A 22,444-nucleotide genomic window follows, 5' to 3' on the forward strand; every position below is an offset into this window, starting at 1 on the left:
GATTAGCTCACTTTTAAAGCTCCCAAGGTTTATTGAGAATGGAACAGACCTTCATAGGTGATGATGGAATAGAACGTCAGTCACTGAGGGCCTATACAGAAAGCGCATACCTGAACTACTCCATGTATGTCATTCTGGATCGCGCTCTGCCCCACATTGGCGACGGCCTGAAGCCGGTACAACGCCGTATTGTTTATGCGATGAGTGAGCTGGGGCTGAAAAATACCGCCAAGTTTAAAAAGTCAGCCCGTACGGTGGGTGATGTTCTGGGTAAATTTCATCCCCATGGCGACTCTGCCTGTTACGAAGCCATGGTATTGATGGCGCAGCCCTTCTCATACCGTTATCCGCTGGTCGATGGTCAGGGTAACTGGGGGTCGCCGGATGACCCCAAGTCTTTTGCTGCCATGCGCTATACCGAGTCCAGACTGACTCGTTATTCTGACGTACTGCTCAGTGAACTGGGGCAGGGCACGGTAGACTGGGTGCCTAACTTTGACGGAACACTGGAAGAGCCATCCATCTTGCCTGCCAGGTTGCCCAATCTGCTGTTGAACGGTACCACCGGTATCGCAGTGGGTATGGCGACCGACATCCCTCCTCACAACCTGAGAGAAGTCGCAAACGCCTGTATTCATCTGCTGGATCATCCGGGGGCAACCACTGCCGAGCTTGTTGAGCATGTTCAGGGGCCGGACTTCCCCACCGAAGCTGAAATCATCACACCCCGCGAAGAAATTCTGAAGATTTACGAGCAGGGACGCGGTTCTCTGAGAATGAGAGCCGTCTATCAGCAGGAAGGGGGAGAAATCATTGTCACGGCGCTGCCCTATCAGGCTTCCGGAGCCAAAATTCTGGAGCAGGTAGCCGCCCAGATGCAGGCCAAGAAGTTGCCCATGGTCGCAGACCTGAGGGACGAATCAGACCATGAGAATCCTACCCGACTGGTGATTGTTCCCCGCTCCAACCGTATTGATGTCGATGGTTTGATGAACCATCTGTTTGCCACAACCGATCTTGAAAAGACCTACCGGGTCAATATGAACATGATTGGTGTCGATGGCAAGCCCCAGGTCAAGGCTCTGGATACCCTGCTGAAGGAGTGGCTGGTCTGGAGAACCGATACCGTCAGACGTCGTCTGCAACACCGTCTGGATAAAGTACTGGCCAGACTTCATATTCTTGAAGGCTTACTGGCAGCCTTCCTGAATATTGATGAAGTCATCGAAATTATCCGCAATGAGGACAAGCCCAGGGAAGTCATAATGACTCGATTTGGCCTCTCCGAGCTTCAGGCGGATGCCATTTTGGAAATCAAGCTGCGCCAGTTAGCCAAATTGGAAGAGATCAAGATTCGTGCTGAACAGGAAGAGCTGGAAAACGAACGCAAAAATCTTGAGCTGACCCTCAGCTCCGAGCGTCGACTGAAAACCCTGGTCAAAAAAGAGATCAAGGCCGATACCGAAGAATTTGGTGATGATCGTCGTTCACCCTTGATGCTTCGACAGGAAGCCCAGGCTCTCTCGGAAACTGACCTGATGACATCTGATCCAGTGACTGTCGTGCTGTCTGAAAAAGGCTGGGTGCGATGTGCCAAAGGGCATGAGGTTGACCCTGGCAGTCTCAACTACAAGGCAGGGGATAGATATCGACTGTCTGCCAAGGGCAAGAGTAACCAGTCTTCGGTTTTTATAGACTCCACCGGTCGTGCTTATTCCATTCAAACTCATACTCTTCCCTCTGCGCGAGGTCAGGGTGAGCCGCTGTCCGGACGTGTCAATCCACCTTCCGGGGCAACCTTTGAAGGGTTGTGTGTCGGTGACAATGATGACTGTTATTTACTGGCCAGCGATGCCGGTTATGGCTTTGTCGTTCAGCATTCTGATATGGTCAGCAAGAACAAAGCCGGTAAGGCTCTGCTGACTTTGCCCAAGTATTCCCAAGTCATGTCACCTATACCGGTAACAGGCCAAGACCAGGTACTGGCAGCCATTACCAACGAGGGACGTATGCTGATCTTCCCGCTGTCTGAATTACCCAAGCTGGCAAGAGGCAAAGGTAACAAGATCATTAATATTCCTGCGGCACGGGCATCGGATCGAATCGAATTGATGGTTCATCTGGCGGTGATGAACTCGAGCGATGCTCTGGTTCTCTACGCTGGCAAACGGCATGTGACTCTGAGACCGGCAGATATTGAGCATTACCACGGAGAGAGAGGTCGCAGAGGTAATAAACTGCCCCGAGGCTTCCAGAAAGTGGATAGTGTTGAGGTTATTCGGGCGAACAGGAAGGAGGATAGTTAAGCTCGAAGCTTGAGTCATCTGGTCACAGGGTTTTTACAGTCGCCGCTGACGACCGTTAAAAACCCATGACGGCTTGTTGACCCCGGTGACTGCAATCAACGATTCCTGATCCCACACCCCTTGATGATGAGATTGCAGAGATGCTCCGTCGCAGCCTCTAAATCCTCATCGGACAGGGCCTCCTTACCAATGACACAGGCTACCTGTGGACTGTAATCCACATAATATTGGGTGGTGGCCCAGATGGTAAATAACAGGTGCAGAGGGTCGACAGGGTCCATTTTGCCTTGCTCTACCCAGGATTCAATAACTCGTGATTTCTCTTTGATCCATGACTTGAAGTACTCAAAATGTTCTTTGAGATGTTGCCCGCCATGAATGATCTCACTGCTGAATATACGGGAAGCGTTGGCGTGAGCCAGACAGTATTGCATTTTTGCCTGTATGTACTGACGAAAGGCTGAAGCCGGATCATCCTCTATGTTCAAGCCGGAAAAAACCGCTTCCCAGAGTTCCATAATATGACCGAGAACAGCGCCATATAGATCGACCTTGCTATTGAAATAATAATGAATATTGGCCTTTGGCAACCCGGCTCTGGTTGCAATATCCCTGATTGAGGCTCCTTTGAAGCCACTAAGAACGAATTCGTCCTCTGCAGCTTGCAATATGACCTTAATATTTTTCTGGCGCACACGGCTGCTTCTCACAGCCGTCTGCTGAATTTTGGCAGCGGAAGATTGCATAAAATCTCCGTATATTGATGAGGTGTTATGACGATCGACTATGAATATAGACAAGAGTTGCGCAATTACCATTCGCTGCACATAAATAACGACAGTGTTTTTTTTACTGTACCAATGAGTCAGGGTTTATATTTGCAATTCAGAAGGGTAGCGAGAGTTGTGGCGATATTATTTTCTTGGTGCGTAGTCAAAAACGTCAGAGTGCAGGTTTTTTTCCGGGAATCCGTCTCCAATCATTGCGTCATATGTCGCATAAACCATTTGTGGTGAGCCACTGATATAGGTCTGACAATCGAGCAGCTTTTCGCGATCGACCAGTATCGCTTCATATAGCAACCCATGACGCCCACACCAGTCATCTTCATGATAGGTTTCACTGACTACTGGATGATAATGAACGCCCTGGCCAGACCATTGCACAGGGAGGTTGGGCAGATAGAAGTCTGCAGGTGTTCTGGCTCCCCAGTAAAGATGCATCTCACCATGATGACGGTGACGCAGGCAATACTCGATCATGCTTTTCATTTGGGAGAAGCCGGTGCCGGCGGCAATGAAAAGCAGAGGCTGCTGTTTGTCGATTGAGTCAGGGAGATGGCAATTCCCTGCAGGCAAACTGACGTTCAGCACACCTTCTTTTATTTCCCGAAAGAGCTGTTGAGAGTTAGGACTGCCTTTCAGCTGTTGAATATGCAGCTCCAGATGCTGCTGGTTTTTTTGCGGCGCTGAAGCAATAGAAAAACAATTGTTTTCATTATTCTGAAGGTGAACAACAAGATACTGACCCGGATAATAGCCAGGAAAGCAGTCCGACTCTGCAGTCAGTTTGATCCGGTAAATGTCGGAACTGAGAAGCTGAGTATCGGCAACTGAGCATCGCAGCCCGGAAGACTCGCTTATCTGCACAATACCTCCCTCCGGAATGCCACAGCCAGCAGGAGTGCCCGAGGTATCCCTGATGACCGTATTAAGAAGAACTCTGTATCTCGGGAAACCGAGTGATAATCAAGAGCTGTAACTGTTTCAGTCTATACCTAAATCACCCCAGAGTGCATCAACCCGTTCTTTGACATCCTTTGTCATAGTTATGGTTTGACCCCATTCCCGATCAGTTTCTCCGGGCCATTTATTTGTAGCATCAAAGCCCACCTTGGAACCAAGACCTGCAACTGGCGAAGCGAAATCCAGATAATCAATGGGAGTGTTTTCAACAAAGACACAGTCCCGCTTGGGATCCATACGAGTCGTCATGGCCCAGATTACATCGTTCCAGTCTCTGGCATTGACGTCATCATCAGTGACAATAACGAACTTGGTATACATAAATTGTCTGAGGAATGACCATACACCGAGCATGACTCGCTTGGCATGACCCGGATATTCCTTGCGCAGAGTCACCACCGCCATTCGGTAAGAACAGCCTTCCGGAGGCAGATAAAAGTCCACGATTTCCGGAAACTGCTTTTTCAGAATGGGGACAAATACCTCGTTCAGGGCCACTCCCAGAATAGCGGGCTCATCGGGAGGCCTGCCTGTGTAGGTGCTGTGATAGATGGGATCTCTTCTATGAGTTATACACTCTACGGTAAAGACCGGGAAACGTTCCACTTCGTTGTAGTAACCGGTGTGATCACCGAACGGGCCTTCGTCCGCCATCTCTCCCGGATAGATATGCCCCTCAAGAACAATCTCGGCACTGGCAGGTACCTGAAGATCGTTGGTGATGCTTTTAACCAGTTCGGTTTTACTGCCTCTTAACAGGCCTGCAAAGGCATACTCTGAAAGACTGTCAGGCACAGGGGTCACTGCCCCCAGGATAGTAGCTGGATCAGCACCCAGAGCCACCGTTACGGGGAAGGGTTTATCAGGGTATTGCTGTTGCCAATCCCTGAAGTCCAGAGCACCGCCCCGATGAGAGAGCCAGCGCATGATCAGTTTGTTTTTACCAATCAGCTGTTGGCGATAGATTCCGAGGTTCTGTCGATCCTTTTCAGGACCCTTGGTGATGACCAGAGGCCAGGTGACCAGAGGGCCTGCATCGCCGGGCCAGCAAGTTTGAACAGGGATCCGGTTCAGATCTATCTCATCACCTTTGAGCACGACTTCCTGACAGACCGCTTTACTGACCACTTTGGGCCCCATGTTCAACACTTGTCTGAAGACAGGCAGCTTTGTCAGAGCATCACGGAAACCCTTGGGTGGATCGGGTTCCTTAAGATACGCCAGGAGCTGACCTACCTCCTTCAGCGCGCTGACATTATCCTGCCCCATACCCAGAGCCACCCGCCGCTCTGTGCCAAACAGATTGGCCAGTACCGGCATGTCATAACCCTTTGGATTTTCGAACAGCAATGCCGGCCCTTTCTTGCGAAGGGTGCGGTCGCTGATTTCAGTCATTTCCAGATACGGATCAACTTCGGTCTTGATTCTGACGAGTTCACCCTGCTTTTCCAGCAGCTTGATGAAGTCCCGTAGGTCCCTGTATTTCATTGGAAGTTAAAGCTGAGGCTGAGAGAGAATGGGGACAGGCCAGAAGCCTATCGGACTTAAGACTGTCCCCGGATAATGATGGATTACTTCCGCTTCATAGACTGGAAGAATTCTTCATTGGTCTTGGTGTGCTTCATGCGGTCCAGCAGGAATTCAATGGCGCCAATTTCGTCCATTGGGTGCAGGATCTTGCGCAGAATCCACATGCGCTGCAATTCTTCTTCTGTGGTCAGGTAGTCTTCACGACGAGTACCGGACTTGTTGAAGTTAATGGCAGGGAAAACACGCTTTTCAGCGATGCGCCGGTCGAGGTTCAGTTCCATGTTACCAGTACCTTTGAATTCCTCGAAGATCACTTCGTCCATTTTGGAGCCAGTGTCCACCAGGGCGGTAGCCATGATGGTCAGGCTGCCACCTTCTTCGATGTTACGGGCAGCACCAAAGAAGCGTTTCGGACGCTCCAGAGCGTGGGCATCAACACCACCGGTCAGAACTTTACCGGAAGAAGGAATAACTGTGTTGTAGGCACGAGCCAGACGGGTAATGGAGTCCAGGAGTATCACCACGTCTTTCTTGTGCTCAACCAGACGCTTGGCTTTTTCCAAAACCATTTCAGCCACTTGCACGTGTCGTGACGGGGGCTCGTCAAAGGTCGAGGCCACCACTTCACCACGCACGGAACGGGCCATTTCGGTCACTTCCTCTGGACGCTCATCAATCAACAGAACGATCAGGTGGCATTCGGGGTTGTTACGGGTGATATTGGCTGCAATATTCTGCAGCATCAGGGTCTTACCAGCCTTAGGGGGGGACACGATCAGACCACGCTGACCTTTACCGATTGGAGCCACCAGGTCGATAATTCGACCCGTTAAGTCCTCGGTGGAGCCGTTACCCATCTCCATGACCAGGCGATCCTGTGGAAACAACGGGGTCAGGTTTTCAAATAGAATTTTATTACGGGCGTTTTCCGGCTGGTCAAAGTTAATTTCATTAACTTTTAGCAGTGCGAAATAGCGTTCACCCTCTTTAGGTGGTCGAATTTTACCCGCAATGCTATCACCGGTTCTCAGATTGAATCGACGAATCTGACTGGGTGAAACATAAATATCATCAGGACCCGCCAGATAAGAACTGTCGGAAGAACGCAGGAAGCCGAAGCCATCCTGCAGGATCTCAAGAACACCATCGCCATAGATGTCTTCCCCGCTGCGGGCGTGGCGCTTCAGGATTGAGAAGATTACGTCCTGCTTCCGGGAACGGGCCAGATTTTCAAGGCCCATTTCATTAGCGATCGCCAGAAGTTCAGGAACAGATTTTTTTTTCAGTTCGGTAAGATGCATAAGAGTTCGCGAACGTTAAATTGAAAGGTAATGGCCGTCGTAGTTGCAGGAAGATCAGATATTATTGAGATTATTATTTTCAGCATCGTTTAATATCGATGCCTGCCTAAGCTCATTAAAAACGGCTTTCAAGTGTAGCCTGCACATCTAAAGGCAAGCTCGAAACAAACATGGCCGGAGTATTCTCTACTGCTGATCAGAAGGACCGCCAAGACTCCAGAAAAGCACTCAACAAGTTTTCCTGAAACAAGTGGATCTAATAACTCCCGAATTCACAGTCTATATCCTTTTCTGGAAAATAATCAAGAACTCCTGCTACGTCAACTTTTCAGAAACTTTTTGCTGAGAAATATTTCCCTTCGGAGAAAGCATGAAAACAGCTATTTCATATCTGTGTTTTTGAATTTCACCAGCCTCATTCTGACGATGACGGATAGAGACCGGACTATGCTGACTGATTTTTTGTATGGTATCACCCAGTGTTATCTAACCAGCTGGATGATTCGATTTCATCCGGCTGGTTTTTTCCAGAAATCTTTTGGCCGAGAGTATCAGAAAGTTTCTGAAATCTCTAAAGCTGTATGATTGATTCTGTTACAGGTTGCTGTCAAGAAATGCTGTCAGCTGAGACTTTGACAGGGCTCCAACCTTGGTCGCTTCAACATTGCCACCCTTGAACAGCATCAGTGTTGGAATGCCTCGAACGCCATACTTTGGAGGTGTGGCTTCGTTGTCATCAATGTTCAGTTTACAGATTTTCAGCTTGCCGTCGTAGTCCAGTGCAATTTCGTCCAGTACGGGCGCGATCATTTTGCAGGGACCACACCATTCAGCCCAATAGTCGACCAGTACAGGACATTCTGCCTTCAGCACGTCCTCTTCGAAGGTAGCGTCTGTCACATTGACAATTTCGCTCATGGAATGGATCTCCTAGCCATTTTGCTTAATGTCAGAGCCCGAATCATAGCAAAGGGATGATCCCGGAAACAAATTCGATCACTCTGATTTTATTGTGGGTGGTAGTTTACAGAGTTATGATTATTTGTATACGGCTGTCAGCATGAATCAGATTTGCTGCCTGTAGTTTATGACTCATGGGACGTTTATTTTTCATCACCAGAAGCTTGGGAGCGTGGCTTTTTTCCTTTCACGAAATCTCTGCCAAAACCTGTAAACAGAAGCTTTAAGCAGAAGCGGTCCGGTTTACAGCACTCTGCGGCTGACAGTAAATGTGCTGTAACCAGAGCCTTCTGTTATATTGCTGGTTTATGTTAGCCAGCACCATGATTTGCATGACAAAAACTGATTGTCTGGTCATGGCCTGATCATTCAACCAACCGTCAGCTCAGCGGGTCCCGGGTGAAAAAAACCGGACTGATTGCTACGGGAGTGTCGAAGAAGAACATTATGACAGACCAGGGTCGTATTGAGTCCAACAGCCAGCCTCTCGTGGCAGCTATTGATCTGGGTTCCAACAGCTTTCACATGATTGTCGCCAGAGTGGAACAGGGGGAAATCAGGCCCATTGAACGGCTTGGAGAAAAAGTACAGTTGGCTGCCGGTCTGAGTAAGGATGATTGTCTTTCTGAGCAGGCCATGAAAAGGGGACTGAATTGCCTGGCACAGTTTGCCCAGTATATGTCCGGAAGGCACTTCCAGGCACTTAGGGTGGTGGGCACCAATGCCCTTAGAAAAGCCAAGAACAGCAGCGAATTTGTCGAAAAAGCTGAAAAAATCCTCAATCATCCAATTGAAATTATTGCCGGCCGGGAAGAGGCCCGTCTGATCTATCTGGGCGTAGCCCAGACCCAATCAGACGACAATGATCGTCGAGTTGTGGTCGATATTGGTGGTGGCAGCACCGAGCTGATTATAGGTGAGCGTTTCGAACCCAGACTGCTTGAGAGTCTTCATATGGGTTGTGTTGCCTATACCGACCGGTTTTTTCCCGGCGCAGAGCTGTCCCCAGAGCGCTTTCAGTCGGCTTATTATGCGGCGCGGCTGGAACTCCTGAATATTGAACAAGCCTATAAAAATCTTGGTTGGGTAGATGCGGTGGGCTCCTCTGGCTCTATTCGGGCAGTGAGTTCGATTCTCTCAGCCATGGGCCATGGTGAAATCATTACCCGTAAAAAAATGGACATGCTCAAAAGTCAGGTTCTGGAATTCACTCACACTGGCAGAGTCCGTTTCCCAAGCCTGAAACCGGATCGTCAGGCTATCTTCCCCGCCGGGCTGGCCATTTTGATGGCCTGTTTTGACGCTTTAGAGATAGAAAGGATGCAATACTCAGAAGGTGCTCTTCGGGAGGGCGTTCTATACGACATGCTGGGCCGGGACCGTCATGAGGATGTCAGGGGCCGAACCTTGTCGGCATTGATGAAACGCTATCATGTTGACCTTACCAATGCAGAAGGCATTAACCGTTACTCACTGGCCTGTTTTGATCAGATCAGAAAGAGCTGGGGGCTGGAGGATTCTGATCGGGAGTTATTGAACTGGGCTTCACTGGTGTGCGAGGTGGGTCTGGATATTTCACATTCACAATACAACCGACATGGCGCTTATCTGATCCAGCACTCGGATCTGATGGGGTTTAATAAAGAGCAGCAGAGAAAACTGGCTCTGCTGGTGCATGGGCATCGCAGGGCCATACCGAAAGGCTTGCTTGAACATTCAGACAGCAACCTGCTGTTGAAGCTGACTGTGCTCCTGCGTCTGGGGATTGTGCTCAATCATATACGGAACGGGGCGTTCTCCGATTACGATTTAAAAGCGGGCCACCGTACTCTGAATGTTGGCTTTGAATCAGGTTGGTTAAGAGATCATCCCCTGACAGCAGTCGACTTTGAACGAGAAAAAATGTATCTGAATAAAGTCGGCTTCAAGTTAACTGTGAACTGATGGATCGGGGGGCTGTTCGGAAGACATATCAAATTCCTGGTATTCTTCCCTGTCCCTTGTGAGCATGATGACGGCACCATCAATCAGGTTTGTGCAGGCATCGTGAACGTGAGCGCTGTCGTTCAATAGCGAGCTTGCAATAAATGGGTCGACCTGTCCGGAGCGAATCAATTCGTTCAGAGTCTCGTTGGTTTGCCCGTCTCTTTCCCTGAGTTCTTGCTTCAGTTGTTCTGCATGTTCACGGATACGACTGTAACTGCGACGAACGCCCAAAATGTCAACCAGCTTGAGAACGGAAGCCAGACAGAGCCTCAATTGATTGTACTGTTCCCGAATCTGCTCATTTTCCGACTGGGTGTATTTGCCCATGTTCTTGTAGATATGCTTGACGTGCTTGATGGCCTGAACAAAATCACGACAGGCCACCTTCAGGGCAAACAGCTCCTGAGCTTGCTGTCTGGGGAGTTTACCTTCCAGGGCACCAGAATACTGGACAATATCGGCATAGATGCCCTTTATATGGCGAATATAAAGTTCCTTGATCGTCCAGGGCTGGTCGTCCCTGCGCCAGCTCTGAACCAACTCTTCGAGGTCGTCAGACTCACGAAGCTTTTCACCGCTGAGATAAATGCCATAACAGATCAACTCGAGAGTATTGCGATAGAGATGACCACACTCCTTGGTAATGGCTCTCAATGCGGTATCGGGATAACTGAGAGTGACCGGGTTCAGGTAAATAGCTCTTTCAACCTTCAAAGATTCATCCCCTGCAAGATTTAACGGAGCCTGCGGTGTGCTCTCGGTAAAGAGCTTCTGTAGCCAATGCACCATTTTATTGAGGAAGGGTAAAAGGGCTATGATACCAATGATGTTGAACAGGCTATGAAAGATGGCCAGCTTCAGGGTGTAATTATTCGCTGCAATACCATAAGCAGAAGCCAGATAGTCTACTGCCCCCATCAGAGGTTTGAGAGCAACAATAGCAATGACAGCCGTGACGACATTAAAAGCAAGGTGGGCAACAGCCAGCCTCTTACCTTCTGCGTTGGCACTGATGGCTCCAAGGATGGCTGTAATGGTGGTGCCAATATTTGAGCCGATGGCCAGGGCCAGGGCATTCTCATAACTGAGCTGACCCGCAGCAAGGGCCGAGAATGTCAAAACCATTGTTGCGTTGGTTGACTGCATAATGATGGTGGCCATCATGCCTAACCCGGTATACACCAGCACCCCCGGAAAACCCTGCATGGCAAATTCAGCCAGGTCAATGGAGCTTTTGAAGGCATCAAAGCCCACCTTCATGTAGTGGATACCGAGGAACAGAAAGCCTATGCCAAGAAGGATGTAGCCTAATCCATTAATATTCTTGTGCTTGTTGGATTTCAGGAGCACTCCTATCACTAACAGGGGCATGGCATAGGTTGACAATTTAACCTTCAAGCCAAAAAGAGCCACCAGCCAGGCACCGGCTGTACTGCCAAGATTAGCACCAAAAATAATCCCGATTCCTGCCGTCAGGCCTATCAGTCCGGCACTGAGAAAGGAAATGACGATAACCGAAACCAGAGAGCTGGATTGCAGAAAAGCGGTGGAAATCACACCAAAGGACAGGCTTTTCCAGACCTTATCGGTGGTTTTCTTGAGCAGGGCTTCAAGAAGCCCTCCGGTATAGACCTTGAAGCCCTGCTCCAGATAAACCATGCCAAACAAAAAAATAGCAACACCAGCCGCTATCTCGCGAAACTCGGGGCTGACCCAGAAACCATAGATCAGCATTACGATGATAGAAGGCAAGAAAAGCCGACTTAACATGCCTGATTGAAAGCTCATAAACATTCCGAACGCTGACTTCATTACCGTCCTTATCGGCGCGTTGGTTCGGACTTTTCAATTAATTTATCTGTAGCAAAACTGTCACTAAAGAGTCAGGACTAGGGCCCGATAATATGGGTTCCCGAGGTTCTACTGCCTGATCAGCGGTATGGAATAGCCTCGCGGATAAAGATGACAGAGATGAGAAACATTCAAAGGGCTGTGACGGCAAGTTTCATAACAGGGAACTTCGTTCAGATGGTTGAGTAACAAGGTTAGGAAGATGGCCGGAAATCTGATAGTGAAAGATCGAATCACCTGCGAGCAGGGGCGATTATATCAATGCCTGCGAAATGGTCGGATCAAGGTACTGATGGACACTGGTGAGGTCAGAGAGTACTTTGCCAAAGATCTGGTGGCTACACTGGCCTCCAGTCCGGTGGCAGAGCTGTCCAAAAGACGTCGTCTGAAGCAGTGACATAATGGACTGAAGTGCACTAATAAATGAAGGCCTGTTTTTTCAGGCCTTTTTTCTGACACTCCCCGCCCTGTCAAAAGTTTACGACGATTTTGCTAATTCGGCTTGTCGCCCGGAAATACCCATGGCGTATTTCATGACTTCCTTTACGGCAGGCTTTGATTTAGCGGCAAGACTCAATGCAACGTTTCTCAAAACCTTCAGGGGCGCACTGTTGTTGCTGAAAGCAAGGTAGAAAGCATCCATAGTACTCATCATCAGTTGATTGTCTCTGCGACGAGCTTTTTCGTAACGCGACAGCACTTTCTGGCTACCCAGTGACTCACCTGTTTGAAAGGCATCAGTCAGTACCTCTGCCAGCCAGGCAACATCCTGAAAGCCCAGATTGACCCCCTGACCCGCAAGAGGGTTGATGGTGTGTGCGGCATCGCCTGCGAGCACTACTCCATTAGTGAAATAGTTCATGGCATGACGACGGGCCAGCGGGAAAGAGCCTCTTTCGTGCAGCTTAACCAACGGTGGTAACTCTTTGGGAAAAGTTGATGACAGTTCTTCCAGAAAGTCACTGTCCGAAAGTTTCATGAGTTTCTGGACATTCTCAGGCAGGTTATACCAGACAATGGAACCATAACTTTTGCTGTCGATATCAGACAGTGGCAGAAAGGCTTCCGGTCCGGTAGGCGTGAAAGCCTGCCAGGTAATGTCCTGCAAGCCCCCTTCAATCTCTACAGTAGCCACCAGACACTGTTGCTCATATTCACGCGTGTCAAGACGAATATTAGCCTGCTCCCTGACCTTGGACTGGGCACCGTCAGCCCCAATAAGCAGATCCGCTTTGAATACACTTCCATCCTGCAGCATGATTTCAGGCTTTTCAGCCTTTAGATTCATACTTTCAATAGTTGCCGGGGCGAACAAGGATACCGACTCTACCTCTTTGAGCCTTTTTAAAAGACCCAGCTGAGTGATGCGATTCTCGACGACAAAACCCAGCTGGTCGTGCCTGATATCTGCTGCGTTGAATACGGTTTGATTAGGACGCTTATCCAGTTCACTGCCGGGCGGAAAGTGCAATTTCTCCCATACAGCCATGCGTCGGTATGGGCACATTCTCATGGCTTGCATGTATGGCCAGACTCCCAGGTTTTTCAGAATCTGCTCCGATGCATAACTCAGTGCCGACACTCTCAGATCCGGCAACTGATCGGGTTTGAATGCTAATGGCAAGGCCCGGTCAAAAACCGCAACCCGGATACCTTTGAGACCCAGAGCACAGGCAATTGCGGCACCCACCATACCCGCGCCAACCACCAGTACATCGTAGTTTTCTGATTTCACCATAGCCTCACTTCCCATTAACCCGATCTATGCAGATAACCGGCCCATATGACCACAGGGCCCCTTAATGCTCAACTACCCCGATGAGGGAGGCTGCCGCAGCATCTTATAAATAAAAAACCAATTTTCTTGCATATCAATCAACTACTGCTAAATACATTGTCATCATAAATAAAACTTATTAAGTGAGTATTCAAATGCAGTATCGGTTTCTTCCGATAGTCCCTCTCCTTGTGTCATTTTACAGTGAAGCAGGACAATGGCCTAACTTAGCTCGGTATTCAACTTCTTATTATTACAACCAACCCACAATAATGGACCGGTATCATCCACCTTTACTGCGATTGTCGGAAATTCCCAAAGTACAATGGACTGATGAATTATCTTATCATCCCGAAACACCCCTGAGTGAAACAAAAAAACTTTTTCAATTGAATATTGCTACTGCTGGTGCTTCCTGTATCGAGATTTCTGAAGCCGATGACGGAGTTTTCGTCAGTGCATTTAAAGACGCAGAGGGAACTTCCAAAACAACATCTGCATCGGAGCAGGTCTACCTGAATCATCTGGATATTCTCAGACTGAACAAGATAAGACTGGTGTTTGATTCTCAGTTCAACACCGTGAGATTTTCTTTTCATGGAAAAGCGTTCATTATTTCTGAATTCAGCGATTCTGAAATTTCTGAACCCTATCACTCATTCCTGGTCCCGGCTATCTTATTAATGCCGGAAGTCCTTCAACTGGTTGTCAACCTGATCCAGCACCTGAATGAGCATCCTGACGGTATAGAAGGAGAAGAAGCTTTTCCTGGGGGGATGCTGGAACAGGCTGAAGTAAATGAGTATTTCATTTCTCCCGACATGACTCTTTTTCCCACTTATCCCAACACAAGCTTCTGCAGGGGAAGCAGTCACTGTGTTCCCCTGAGTCAATACGCCTGGCTGGTCTATTCAGGGCATGGGAAAGCAGCCATTATCAGTGATCCTTATTCCTCCGATGAGCCCATGGATGGAAAAAAAGGGAAGAGTGGCAATGGTGGTGGAGGGAAAAAAACGGTCTACAGACCAGCACCCGCCGGGTTTACTAACTTCCGGGTTGGTAGTATCCGAAATGGATACATCGGACTTGGCTCGGGTGGTGAAGACAATGATCCACCTGAAAGGGCAACGGATTATTCCAGAACACCTCCAGAAGACAGGAACGATTTTGAAGATAATGAAACCTCTTTCCTGCTGCCTGAGGATGATGAAGCTGACGAGCAAGATGCTCAGAGAAGGTCTGACCTCGAAAGGTCTCTATTTGCCATACTGAAACGAAATGCAGTTCCGGGCAGAGGCATCGATACTGTCCAGATAGAAAAATTCGCAAACTTCAGAGGCCGTTTTTATCGTGTAAATCGAGGCAAAGGAAATTGGCATCAGCTGAAGGATGACCAAAGCTTTGAATCCAGTGACTCAAAGGAAGCGTCGCAAAAACCGTCCACACCCCCCCCTGAAACACCTGCAACTTCTGATCAGGAACCTGCTGAAACAGAGACAACAGTCGTGGCTCCTGACACGGCCCCATTGCTAGCAAAGGATGAAGAGGAGCCCGTCGTCAGTCCAGGGCCTTCAAAACGCAGAGAGCTGCGCAAGGGTATGTCATCCAGAGAAAGGAGATCACACATCAGCATTGATGATATTTAGCATTTTCGCCTTAAGCCTCCCTACTTTTAGTGGGGAGATATAAGGCGGGAGTCCCTAAGGACTCCGTTTGAGTTTCGAGAGCAGTAGAAGTAGAAGATGGATTGATCTTCATTGGTTGCGCTTCCTTGCTGACCTGCAGAATGAATGTATCCTGAAAAATCTTTTACCTCCAAGAGTAATTAGCTAAATCGTCACAAACCTTAAAAATCAGTTCTGCCAAATGGTTGGAAGATAAATAAAAAAACAATTTTCTTGCATATCGATCAATTACTGCTAGAAATATTCTTTCCATTAAAAGTATTAATTAAGTGGGGTATCCTAATGCAGTATCGGTTGCTTCCGATAGTCCCTCTCCTCGTGTCATTTTACAGTGAAGCAGGACAATGGCCTGATCTGGCCCATCACTCAACTTCTTATAACTACCAACCCAAAACATCGGACTCATATCTACCACCTATAGAAGTATTGGAACTTCCTGAAGCACAATGGACTGATACTTTTTTTTATCAACCCGAAGCGTCCCCTCTGAGTAAAACAAAAACATTTCTTCAGTTAAATGTTGCTACTGCCGGTTCCTCCTCTATTGAGATTTCTGAAGCCGACGAAGGTGTTTTCGTCACTGAATTTAAAACCGCAGAAAGAACTTCCAAAACAACATCTGCATTAGATCAGGTCTATCTTAATCATCTCGATATTCTCAGACTGAACAAGATAAAGCTGGTGTTTGATTCTCAGTTCAACACCATGAGATTTTCTTTTCATGGAAAAACGTTCATTATTTCTGAGTTCAGCAATCCTGAGATTTCCGAACCCTATCACTCATTCCTGGTCCCGGCTATCTTATTAATGCCGGAAGTTCTTCAACTGGTTGTCAACCTGATCCAGCACCTGAATGAACATCCTGACGGCTTAGAAGGAAAAGAAGCTTTCCCTGGGGGAGTGCTGAAACAGGCTGAAGTAAATGAGTATTTTATTTTTCCCGACATGACTCTTTTTCCCACTTATCCCAACACCAGCTTCTGCAGGGGCAGCAGTCACTGTGTTCCGCTGAGCCAATATGCCTGGCTGGTCTATTCAGGGCATGGTAAAGCAGCCATTATCAGCGATCCTTATTCCTCCGATGAGCCTATGGACGCAGATAATGGAAAACAAGCTGAGGGAGGTGAAGTGAAAAAGCCTGCCGATACACCTCCTCCTGCCGGGTCCACTGACTTTCGGGCAGGTAATATCGGCAGTGTTGGAGGTATTGGGGCTGGCTCAGGCGGTGAAGACAATGATCCACCGGAAAGAGCAACCGATTATTCCCGAACTCCTCCAGAAGACATACACGAGTCTGATTATGTTTTTATCTCTTTCATGTATGACATCTCTTTGCTTTTAGCCAAGGTTAGTGAAGTCTACGAGCGACAAGGCTGGACCTTCTCTGACAGGGAAAAGGCTACAGTAATTTATGCACCTGAAGGCGTAACATTTAGTGCATATTCTTTTAGTGCAGATTCTGGAGCAGAGATTCCGAAAGATATGCCACAGGAAGAACTTGAGAAGCTACGATACGCTTTAATGCTCGCCCAGAATGCTATTGGTGATAAATTTAAAGTTATAGGCATAAGACATCTTATACAGAAGCTGGAAAAGCTCATTGGCAAATCTGATGATTCAGGAGAAGCTTCGCCAGAAGCACCTGTCGCTTCTGCTCAGGGATCTTCTGAAACAGAAACAACCGTCACCACTCCTGACAGGGCTACAAGTAGTGCAGCTGGTGGCTACCGTCACTGGATGTTCCTGAAATCTTATGGCACGCTGTACGGCGTCGGTGTTATTTTTGAAGACGTAAAGATGCAGCCAGATGATTCCCACACCAGCATTTCTGATGGCTCAGGGAAAGCTTCCCCAGAAGCACCTGTTACTTCTGCTCAGGGATCTTCTGAAACAGGGACAACCGTCACCGATTTTGACACGGCCCCCTTGCTATCGGAGGAAAAACCTGTCGTCGATCCAGATCCTTCAAACACTGGAGAGCTTCCGGAAGATCGTTCAGGCTCATAAGGGGACTTATTGATCAATACCGAAGGTAACTAAACTTCTGACTCATCTTCACCACGATCCTTGTCTTTTTGCCGGGCCCGACGCTCAGAAAGTTTTCGGGCCCCACGCTTTTTATTGCGTTTTTTTGAAGCTTTTCGGGATCGCAGATTTCGGGCAGAGTTGAGCCCCCGCTCCTTTTGAGGGACTTTAGGCTGATACTCATCGCCACCCTGTTGAGAACCTTCACCCTGATCGCCTGAGCTTTTGTTTGGGTTTTCACCATAGTCCAGGGCAGTCGAAGTAGAAGACGGATTGATCTTCATCAGTTGCGCTTCCTTGCTGACCTATTGAATGAGTGTATCCTGAAAGATCTTTTACCTCCAAGAGTAATTAACTAATTCTTCACAAACCTTAAAAACAGTTCTGCCAAATGGCTGGAAGATAAATAAAAAACAATTTTCTTGCATATCGATCAACTACTGCTAGAAATGTTTTTGCCATAAACAGTGTTGATTAAGTGGAGTATACAAATGCAGCATCGCTTGCTTCCGATAGCCCCTCTCCTTGTTTCATTCTACAGTGAAGCAGGACAATGGCCTGACCTCGCCCATCATTCAACTTCTTATAACTACCAACCCAAGACAACGGACTTATATCTACCACCTATACAACTATTGGAACTTCCTGAAGCACAATGGACTGATACTTTGTTTTATCAACCCAAAGCCTCCCCTCTGAGTAAAACAAAAACATTTCTTCAATTAAATGTTGCGACTTCCAGTTCTTCTTCTGTTGAGATTTCTGAAGCTGATGAAGGTGTTTTCGTCACTGCATTTAAAACCGCAGAAAGAACTTCCAAAACAACATCTGCATTAGAGCAGGTCTATCTGAATCATCTGGATGCACTCAGACTGAACAAGATAAGGCTATTTTTTGACTCTCAGAACAACAGCCTGAGATTTTCATGTTATGGAAAAACGTTCATTATTTCCGATTTCACTGATTCTGAGGTGCCTGAACCCTATCAGTCGTTCCTGATCCCGACTGTCTTATTAATGTCGGAAGTCCTGCAACTGGTTGTCAACCTGATCCAGCACCTTAATGAACATGATGGCGTTATGGATGCCAGTTTACCAGAGCGACATGTCTGAAACAGAGACAACAGTCGCAGATTTTGAGACGTCCTCCTTGCTGACGAACGATCATGAACAGTCCGTCGTCGATCCAAACTCTGCAAACAGAGGAACGCTCCAGAAAGATAGTCCAGACACAGAATTGGACGTAGTTGATCAGCATTAATGAAGCCAAGGTGACCGCGGTCAAGGTGTTTGATTCGGGCAGTGGTCAGGTGGATCGTCAACTGACCGGGTATGGTGTCGGGCTGACAGGGGCATAGAAACAAGCCCGGGAGCGCATGAGGTCACTGAGCCGGAACGGTGCCCGGATTGTCGCCGCCAATACCGTGCAAGAAGGGACAGCACAACGTCAGGACAGTCTGAGGACAGGCTTGATGAATCTTGGCAGAAGCGCACAGGGTCAGGGTTTGCAGGGGATTAACTCAGCAGCCGCATTGGAAAGCCCGCGCAATCAGGCGGCGGTTCAGCAGAGTGCCCGGAACCAGGGCGGGTTCTTTGGCACCATTGGTACGGTGGCGGGGATTGGGGCTGCTGCGCCGCTGTTTTAATCGCCGGGGAGCCAGTTTTTTTTGGTGGCTTGCTCAAAAGACCATGGGCATTCCTTGGGGAAACTGTTTTTGTTCAGGCGTTTGCTTTTGATCTTGATGTAGCGGTTGAGTTCTTCAATGGCGCTTTTTTTTGCCTTTGGGTAAACGTCGTCCATGATCGCCTCCGTACTTGATTGCAGACAGGGGTTTTGCGTTAGAATGTCCTCGATTTCGACTCTTGCGTTGTTAATACTGGGAACCCAGGTATGCAGGACTTTGTCTTCTACCCAGTGATCCTGCAATACCCGTTTCTGATGATCGTATTTCAGTAAATGTATGAGCAGTATTTTAAAATGGGAACCTAATTCGCGGGTATTGTCGCCCATTTCTGAATCCATCGCCTCCAACAAATTGTCGATGTCAAGCTGGTCGAATTGTCTCTGGGCCAGCAGTTCACGCTGTTGGCTCAGCCATTGGGTGTAGTCGGTTTTGTATAGGTTACTCATGGTCAGCCTCCGGCAGCCAGTCTTCTGTCATGATCTGTTCAAATGTCCATGGGCATTGGTCTGGGAAGCTGCTTCTATCAAGCTTATGGCTTTCACTACGGGCGTGTTGATTCATCTCCTTAACTGCAAGCTTTTTGGCATCTCGATAAACGTCGGTTATCAGCTCGTCAGCCTTGGATTCCAGACAGTGGTCGCCCTTTAAATGGCGATTGATCTGAACTCTTGATTGCCCAATACTAGTGATCCATAAATGGGCTACCATACTTTCCACCCAAGGGTCTTTTAACACTCGTTTCTGATAATCGTACTTGAGTAGATGCAGCAACAAGATAGTTAAATGAGAGTCAAAAGCCCTGATACTGTTGCCCATCTCGTACTCCATCGCCTCCAGAAGATTGTCTATGTCGAGCTGGTCAAACTGTCGCTGAGCCAGTAACTCCCGTTGCTTGCTGAGCCATTGGGTGTAATCGGTTTTGTATAGGTTTTCCATAAAATACCTCCATTGCCCTACCACTGTAGGCAAATAACAGAAGGGAATCAAAATGAATGACCAAAGCACAGATGCCTTTGCCGGGGGCTTTGCCCGTGGTTTTGGGCTGGTCAATTCGGCCATTGATGCCAGGGAGAACCGTCAGTATCGAAAACAAATGATGGGGATGCAGAAAGGTCTATATGATGTAAGCGTCAGGGGAACAACATCTACTGCCCCACTGAAAAATCCTGAACACTCATGTTTCCAATTATTCTGGGACGTGCCCGAGCGCTAACCACAAGATGTCAAAAGTGTCAATGATGCAAATGCCAGCGCTACACTTTATAGCCTTATCGAAACCACCAAAGGCAACGGTCTTGAGCCATACGCCTGGCTGCGTTACGTGCTGCCCAGAGTACCTCAGCTGCCCAAAGGGGCGAACGTTGAACACCTGCTGCCTATGAACCGTGCCCAGAGCCAGGGCGGGTTCTTTGGCACCATTGGGAAGGTGGCGGGGATTGGGGCTGCTGCGCTGTTTTAGTCGTCGGGGAGCCAGTCTACTGTCATAATCTGGTCAAACGTCCATGGGCATTGGTCTGGAAAGCTGTTGTTGTTCACAAGATAACGCTTGTTGGTTATGAACAGGTTCATCTGCTCGATAGCTCTTTTTTTAGCTTTAGGGTAACTGTTTGATAAACACTCGTCCTGCTGGGGTTGTAGGTGTGGGTGTTTTTTAATTAAATCACTAATGTCGTTACGTGCATTGGAAATACTTATAAACCAGCTTCTAAAAGTCTTGGGTTCATACAGGTTAGGGTTAATAACAAAGGTTTGGTACTGATACTTGAGTAAGTGCAATACCAGAGTAACAAGATGAGATTCCAGATTATCGGCATAATCCCCCATTCGTAGCTCCATAGCCTCCAACAAATTGTCGATGTCAAGCTGGTCAAATTGTCGCTGGGCTAGCAAATCCCGTTGCTGTCCCAGCCACTTGTGGTAGTCAGTTCTGTATAAATCAGTCATTGTCTGTCTCCGGCAGCCAGTCTTCTGTCATGACTTGTTCGTAGGTCCATGGGCATTCAGTCGGGAAAGCGTCGGGTTTGCACTGCATCTCGTTGGCGGCCAGTTTTCGGGAATATTCGTAAGCGTCAAAAAAATCTCGTCGAGTTTGTTGTGCAAGCCAGGATTTTTTTTTAATTCCTTTAAAATAGCAACCCGTTTTTTACCAATGCTGATCGACCAGCTTCGGAACCATTGATCCATCTCATGCAGGTCATCTTTTTTCCATTGCGTCTGCGATTTGAGTGCATGTAAAAAAAGCTGTTCAAGACAACTCTCCAGGGCACGGTAACGGGCTCTGCCCATGTCCTCAACTTCCTCGTTCAGGTTGTCCATATCAAGTTCATTGAAACGGCCTTGCCTGATAAGCTCAGCTTGTTGGTGACACCATGTGTAAAAATCAGTGTCATACAAGTTTTCCATAAAACACCTCCATTGCCCTACCACTGTAGGCAAATAACAGAAGGGAATCAAAATGAATGACCAAAGCACAGATACCTTTGCCGGGGGCTTTGCACGTGGTTTTGGGCTGGTCAGTTCGGCCATTGATGCCAGGGAGAACCGTCAGTATCGGAAACAAATGATGGGGATGCAGAAAGATTTAATATGATCGCAAGATTCAATCTGGATTCCCTGCACCCAGTAAGTAACCTCATAATCTTCACCAAATGCCCCAATGAGGCATGTGCCGGGCAACTAAGTTTAAGCAACTATTTTCAAAGAGAAACAAAGGCTCTAGTCTATGTTGTTTATTTTCATTGAACCGGTACCTCTGTCATCCTATGCAACAGAAGCCTATCGTCATTTTTGACTCCGGAGTCGGAGGTCTCAGCATTTACCAGAAAGTCAGGGAGAAGCTGCCGTTTCTATCCGTGATTTACTGCTCTGACAGTGAAGGTTTTCCCTATGGCCCAAAACCAGAAAATGATGTGGTAGACCGAACCCTTTATTGCCTGACACGACTGGTCGCCAATTTTCAACCAGCCCTCGCCATCATAGCCTGCAATACAGCCAGCACTATTTCGCTACCCAGAGCCCGCCAGCTGCTCGACATTCCTATTGTTGGCGTTGTGCCAGCCATCAAGCCTGCCAGTCAGACATCACAAAAACGCTGCATTGGTCTTTTAGCTACGCCGGGCACAATTGCAAGAGATTATACCAATCGGCTGATCCATGAGTTTGCGGGAGACTGTGAGGTGATCCAGGTAGGCAGCAGTGAACTGGTACACCTTGCTGAACAACATCTGCGCGGTCAAACAATAAACCCTGAAGATCTGAAAAAGATTATTGAACCGCTGTTCAGTGGCAATAACTGGCCAGACTGCGTTGTTTTGGGTTGCACCCATTTTCCACTGGTTCAGGAACTTCTGGATTCTGTGGTACCCGCCCCCGTGACCTGGATTGATTCGGGAGAAGCCATTGCCCGCAGAGTGGCCTCTTTGCTGGAGGAACACTATTCCCATCATGAAGGGCCTGTTGAACATCGCTTCCTTTATACAGGCTCAGACAAATCGGTCAGGTCATTGCTACCCGCTCTGGAAGCCATGAATTTTTCGGAAATAACCTGTCTGGATAACTGCCTGACCGGGAATGCCCCGTCAGGCTGACAATCAA

22 protein-coding genes and 1 pseudogene are annotated in these 22,444 nt (G+C 48.1%); 11 read left to right on the forward strand and 12 right to left on the reverse strand.

Annotated elements, in window-relative coordinates:
* Positions 1-38 precede the first annotated feature (38 nt).
* A complete protein-coding gene (gene parC, locus P6910_RS26090) occupies positions 39-2,306 on the forward strand; it encodes a DNA topoisomerase IV subunit A (RefSeq protein ID WP_317144143.1) in 2,268 nt (755 codons plus the stop codon).
* Between the two features lie 95 nt (positions 2,307-2,401).
* On the opposite strand, the gene P6910_RS26095 is transcribed toward parC, so the two are convergent.
* The 5 genes from P6910_RS26095 to trxA all read right to left on the reverse strand — a co-directional run bounded on the left by P6910_RS26095 (position 2,402) and on the right by trxA (position 7,800).
* Positions 2,402-3,052, reverse strand: coding sequence for a TetR/AcrR family transcriptional regulator (locus P6910_RS26095; protein WP_317144144.1), 651 nt, complete (start codon positions 3,050-3,052; stop codon positions 2,402-2,404).
* A gap of 168 nt (positions 3,053-3,220) precedes the next feature.
* Complete coding sequence (locus tag P6910_RS26100; RefSeq protein WP_317144145.1) at positions 3,221-3,955, reverse strand: NAD(P)H-flavin reductase; 735 nt, start codon at positions 3,953-3,955, stop codon at positions 3,221-3,223.
* A 117-nt stretch (positions 3,956-4,072) separates the two neighbouring features.
* Positions 4,073-5,539 (reverse strand): 4-hydroxy-3-polyprenylbenzoate decarboxylase, encoded by a 1,467-nt coding sequence (gene ubiD / locus P6910_RS26105; RefSeq protein WP_317144146.1) that lies wholly within the window; start codon positions 5,537-5,539, stop codon positions 4,073-4,075.
* A gap of 83 nt (positions 5,540-5,622) precedes the next feature.
* Complete coding sequence (gene rho / locus P6910_RS26110) at positions 5,623-6,882, reverse strand: transcription termination factor Rho (RefSeq protein WP_257276489.1); 1,260 nt, start codon at positions 6,880-6,882, stop codon at positions 5,623-5,625.
* A gap of 594 nt (positions 6,883-7,476) precedes the next feature.
* On the reverse strand, positions 7,477-7,800 hold the full coding sequence (gene trxA, locus P6910_RS26115; protein WP_317144147.1) for a thioredoxin TrxA: 324 nt from the start codon (positions 7,798-7,800) through the stop codon (positions 7,477-7,479).
* 489 nt (positions 7,801-8,289) lie between these two features.
* On the opposite strand from trxA, the gene ppx reads away from it, so the two are divergent.
* The gene (ppx, locus tag P6910_RS26120; RefSeq protein WP_317144148.1) at positions 8,290-9,786 is read left to right on the forward strand and encodes an exopolyphosphatase; all 1,497 of its coding nucleotides are present in this window, start codon (positions 8,290-8,292) and stop codon (positions 9,784-9,786) included.
* Here ppx and P6910_RS26125 read toward each other — a convergent pair.
* On the reverse strand, positions 9,772-11,616 hold the full coding sequence (locus tag P6910_RS26125) for a Na/Pi symporter (RefSeq protein ID WP_317144149.1): 1,845 nt from the start codon (positions 11,614-11,616) through the stop codon (positions 9,772-9,774). The genes ppx and P6910_RS26125 overlap by 15 nt on opposite strands.
* Before the next feature lie 265 nt (positions 11,617-11,881).
* Here P6910_RS26125 and P6910_RS26130 point away from each other — a divergent pair, with 265 nt between their 5' ends.
* Positions 11,882-12,076, forward strand: coding sequence for a hypothetical protein (locus P6910_RS26130; RefSeq protein ID WP_317144150.1), 195 nt, complete (start codon positions 11,882-11,884; stop codon positions 12,074-12,076).
* Positions 12,077-12,157: 81 nt separating this feature from the next.
* On the opposite strand, the gene P6910_RS26135 is transcribed toward P6910_RS26130, so the two are convergent.
* Positions 12,158-13,417: an FAD-dependent monooxygenase gene (locus P6910_RS26135; RefSeq protein WP_317144151.1), complete on the reverse strand. Its 1,260-nt coding sequence runs from the start codon at positions 13,415-13,417 to the stop codon at positions 12,158-12,160.
* A 428-nt stretch (positions 13,418-13,845) separates the two neighbouring features.
* Between P6910_RS26135 and P6910_RS26140 the strand changes: the two genes are divergently transcribed.
* Positions 13,846-15,102 carry a hypothetical protein gene (locus P6910_RS26140; RefSeq protein WP_317144152.1) on the forward strand — a complete coding sequence of 419 codons (1,257 nt, stop codon included), beginning with the start codon at positions 13,846-13,848 and terminating at the stop codon, positions 15,100-15,102.
* A 252-nt stretch (positions 15,103-15,354) separates the two neighbouring features.
* Positions 15,355-17,148, forward strand: coding sequence for a hypothetical protein (locus tag P6910_RS26145; protein WP_317144153.1), 1,794 nt, complete (start codon positions 15,355-15,357; stop codon positions 17,146-17,148).
* A 29-nt stretch (positions 17,149-17,177) separates the two neighbouring features.
* Here P6910_RS26145 and P6910_RS26150 read toward each other — a convergent pair whose 3' ends face one another.
* Positions 17,178-17,450 (reverse strand): hypothetical protein, encoded by a 273-nt coding sequence (locus tag P6910_RS26150; protein ID WP_317144154.1) that lies wholly within the window; start codon positions 17,448-17,450, stop codon positions 17,178-17,180.
* A 207-nt stretch (positions 17,451-17,657) separates the two neighbouring features.
* Here P6910_RS26150 and P6910_RS26155 point away from each other — a divergent pair, with 207 nt between their 5' ends.
* Together P6910_RS26155 and P6910_RS26160 are read left to right on the forward strand one after the other, a co-directional pair.
* The gene (locus P6910_RS26155; protein WP_317144155.1) at positions 17,658-18,278 is read left to right on the forward strand and encodes a hypothetical protein; all 621 of its coding nucleotides are present in this window, start codon (positions 17,658-17,660) and stop codon (positions 18,276-18,278) included.
* Between the two features lie 263 nt (positions 18,279-18,541).
* Positions 18,542-18,811 (forward strand): hypothetical protein, encoded by a 270-nt coding sequence (locus P6910_RS26160; protein WP_317144156.1) that lies wholly within the window; start codon positions 18,542-18,544, stop codon positions 18,809-18,811.
* Here the strand turns inward: P6910_RS26160 and P6910_RS26165 are convergent.
* Both P6910_RS26165 and P6910_RS26170 read right to left on the reverse strand, forming a co-directional pair.
* Positions 18,808-19,296 (reverse strand): DUF29 domain-containing protein, encoded by a 489-nt coding sequence (locus P6910_RS26165; protein ID WP_317144157.1) that lies wholly within the window; start codon positions 19,294-19,296, stop codon positions 18,808-18,810. The genes P6910_RS26160 and P6910_RS26165 overlap by 4 nt on opposite strands.
* On the reverse strand, positions 19,289-19,786 hold the full coding sequence (locus P6910_RS26170) for a DUF29 domain-containing protein (protein WP_317144158.1): 498 nt from the start codon (positions 19,784-19,786) through the stop codon (positions 19,289-19,291). Before P6910_RS26170 ends, P6910_RS26165 begins: the two co-directional genes overlap by 8 nt.
* A 52-nt stretch (positions 19,787-19,838) precedes the next feature.
* On the opposite strand from P6910_RS26170, the gene P6910_RS26175 reads away from it, so the two are divergent.
* On the forward strand, positions 19,839-20,063 hold the full coding sequence (locus P6910_RS26175; protein WP_317144159.1) for a hypothetical protein: 225 nt from the start codon (positions 19,839-19,841) through the stop codon (positions 20,061-20,063).
* Positions 20,064-20,120: 57 nt separating this feature from the next.
* On the forward strand, positions 20,121-20,309 hold the full coding sequence (locus P6910_RS26180) for a transposase domain-containing protein (protein ID WP_410493955.1): 189 nt from the start codon (positions 20,121-20,123) through the stop codon (positions 20,307-20,309).
* Here the strand turns inward: P6910_RS26180 and P6910_RS26185 are convergent.
* Both P6910_RS26185 and P6910_RS26190 read right to left on the reverse strand, forming a co-directional pair.
* Positions 20,306-20,794: a DUF29 domain-containing protein gene (locus P6910_RS26185; RefSeq protein WP_317144160.1), complete on the reverse strand. Its 489-nt coding sequence runs from the start codon at positions 20,792-20,794 to the stop codon at positions 20,306-20,308. The two genes, P6910_RS26180 and P6910_RS26185, sit on opposite strands and share 4 nt — an antisense overlap.
* Positions 20,787-21,253: pseudogene (locus P6910_RS26190) on the reverse strand (DUF29 domain-containing protein). The gene P6910_RS26185 and the pseudogene P6910_RS26190 overlap by 8 nt, the downstream one beginning before the upstream one ends.
* 52 nt (positions 21,254-21,305) lie before the next feature.
* Between P6910_RS26190 and P6910_RS26195 the strand changes: the two are divergent.
* Both P6910_RS26195 and murI read left to right on the forward strand, forming a co-directional pair.
* Positions 21,306-21,440 carry a hypothetical protein gene (locus P6910_RS26195; protein ID WP_317144162.1) on the forward strand — a complete coding sequence of 45 codons (135 nt, stop codon included), beginning with the start codon at positions 21,306-21,308 and terminating at the stop codon, positions 21,438-21,440.
* Between the two features lie 172 nt (positions 21,441-21,612).
* Entirely contained in the window at positions 21,613-22,437 is an 825-nt protein-coding gene (murI, locus tag P6910_RS26200) for a glutamate racemase (RefSeq protein WP_317144163.1), read from the forward strand.
* Positions 22,438-22,444: the final 7 nt, after the last annotated feature.

The organism is Endozoicomonas sp. 8E (assembly GCF_032883915.1).
Taxonomy (GTDB): Bacteria; Pseudomonadota; Gammaproteobacteria; order Pseudomonadales; family Endozoicomonadaceae; genus Endozoicomonas_A.

Coding starts and splice junctions, on each gene's coding strand:
- parC (WP_317144143.1), top strand. CDS start 39: ATGGAACAGACCTTCATAGGTGATGATGGAATAGAACGTCAGTCACTG.
- P6910_RS26095 (WP_317144144.1), bottom strand. CDS start 3,052: ATGCAATCTTCCGCTGCCAAAATTCAGCAGACGGCTGTGAGAAGCAGC.
- ubiD (WP_317144146.1), bottom strand. CDS start 5,539: ATGAAATACAGGGACCTACGGGACTTCATCAAGCTGCTGGAAAAGCAG.
- rho (WP_257276489.1), bottom strand. CDS start 6,882: ATGCATCTTACCGAACTGAAAAAAAAATCTGTTCCTGAACTTCTGGCG.
- trxA (WP_317144147.1), bottom strand. CDS start 7,800: ATGAGCGAAATTGTCAATGTGACAGACGCTACCTTCGAAGAGGACGTG.
- ppx (WP_317144148.1), top strand. CDS start 8,290: ATGACAGACCAGGGTCGTATTGAGTCCAACAGCCAGCCTCTCGTGGCA.
- P6910_RS26125 (WP_317144149.1), bottom strand. CDS start 11,616: ATGAGCTTTCAATCAGGCATGTTAAGTCGGCTTTTCTTGCCTTCTATC.
- P6910_RS26130 (WP_317144150.1), top strand. CDS start 11,882: ATGGCCGGAAATCTGATAGTGAAAGATCGAATCACCTGCGAGCAGGGG.
- P6910_RS26135 (WP_317144151.1), bottom strand. CDS start 13,417: ATGGTGAAATCAGAAAACTACGATGTACTGGTGGTTGGCGCGGGTATG.
- P6910_RS26150 (WP_317144154.1), bottom strand. CDS start 17,450: ATGAAGATCAATCCGTCTTCTACTTCGACTGCCCTGGACTATGGTGAA.
- P6910_RS26155 (WP_317144155.1), top strand. CDS start 17,658: ATGCAGCATCGCTTGCTTCCGATAGCCCCTCTCCTTGTTTCATTCTAC.
- P6910_RS26160 (WP_317144156.1), top strand. CDS start 18,542: ATGAGGTCACTGAGCCGGAACGGTGCCCGGATTGTCGCCGCCAATACC.
- P6910_RS26165 (WP_317144157.1), bottom strand. CDS start 19,296: ATGAGTAACCTATACAAAACCGACTACACCCAATGGCTGAGCCAACAG.
- P6910_RS26170 (WP_317144158.1), bottom strand. CDS start 19,786: ATGGAAAACCTATACAAAACCGATTACACCCAATGGCTCAGCAAGCAA.
- P6910_RS26175 (WP_317144159.1), top strand. CDS start 19,839: ATGAATGACCAAAGCACAGATGCCTTTGCCGGGGGCTTTGCCCGTGGT.
- P6910_RS26185 (WP_317144160.1), bottom strand. CDS start 20,794: ATGACTGATTTATACAGAACTGACTACCACAAGTGGCTGGGACAGCAA.
- P6910_RS26195 (WP_317144162.1), top strand. CDS start 21,306: ATGAATGACCAAAGCACAGATACCTTTGCCGGGGGCTTTGCACGTGGT.
- murI (WP_317144163.1), top strand. CDS start 21,613: ATGCAACAGAAGCCTATCGTCATTTTTGACTCCGGAGTCGGAGGTCTC.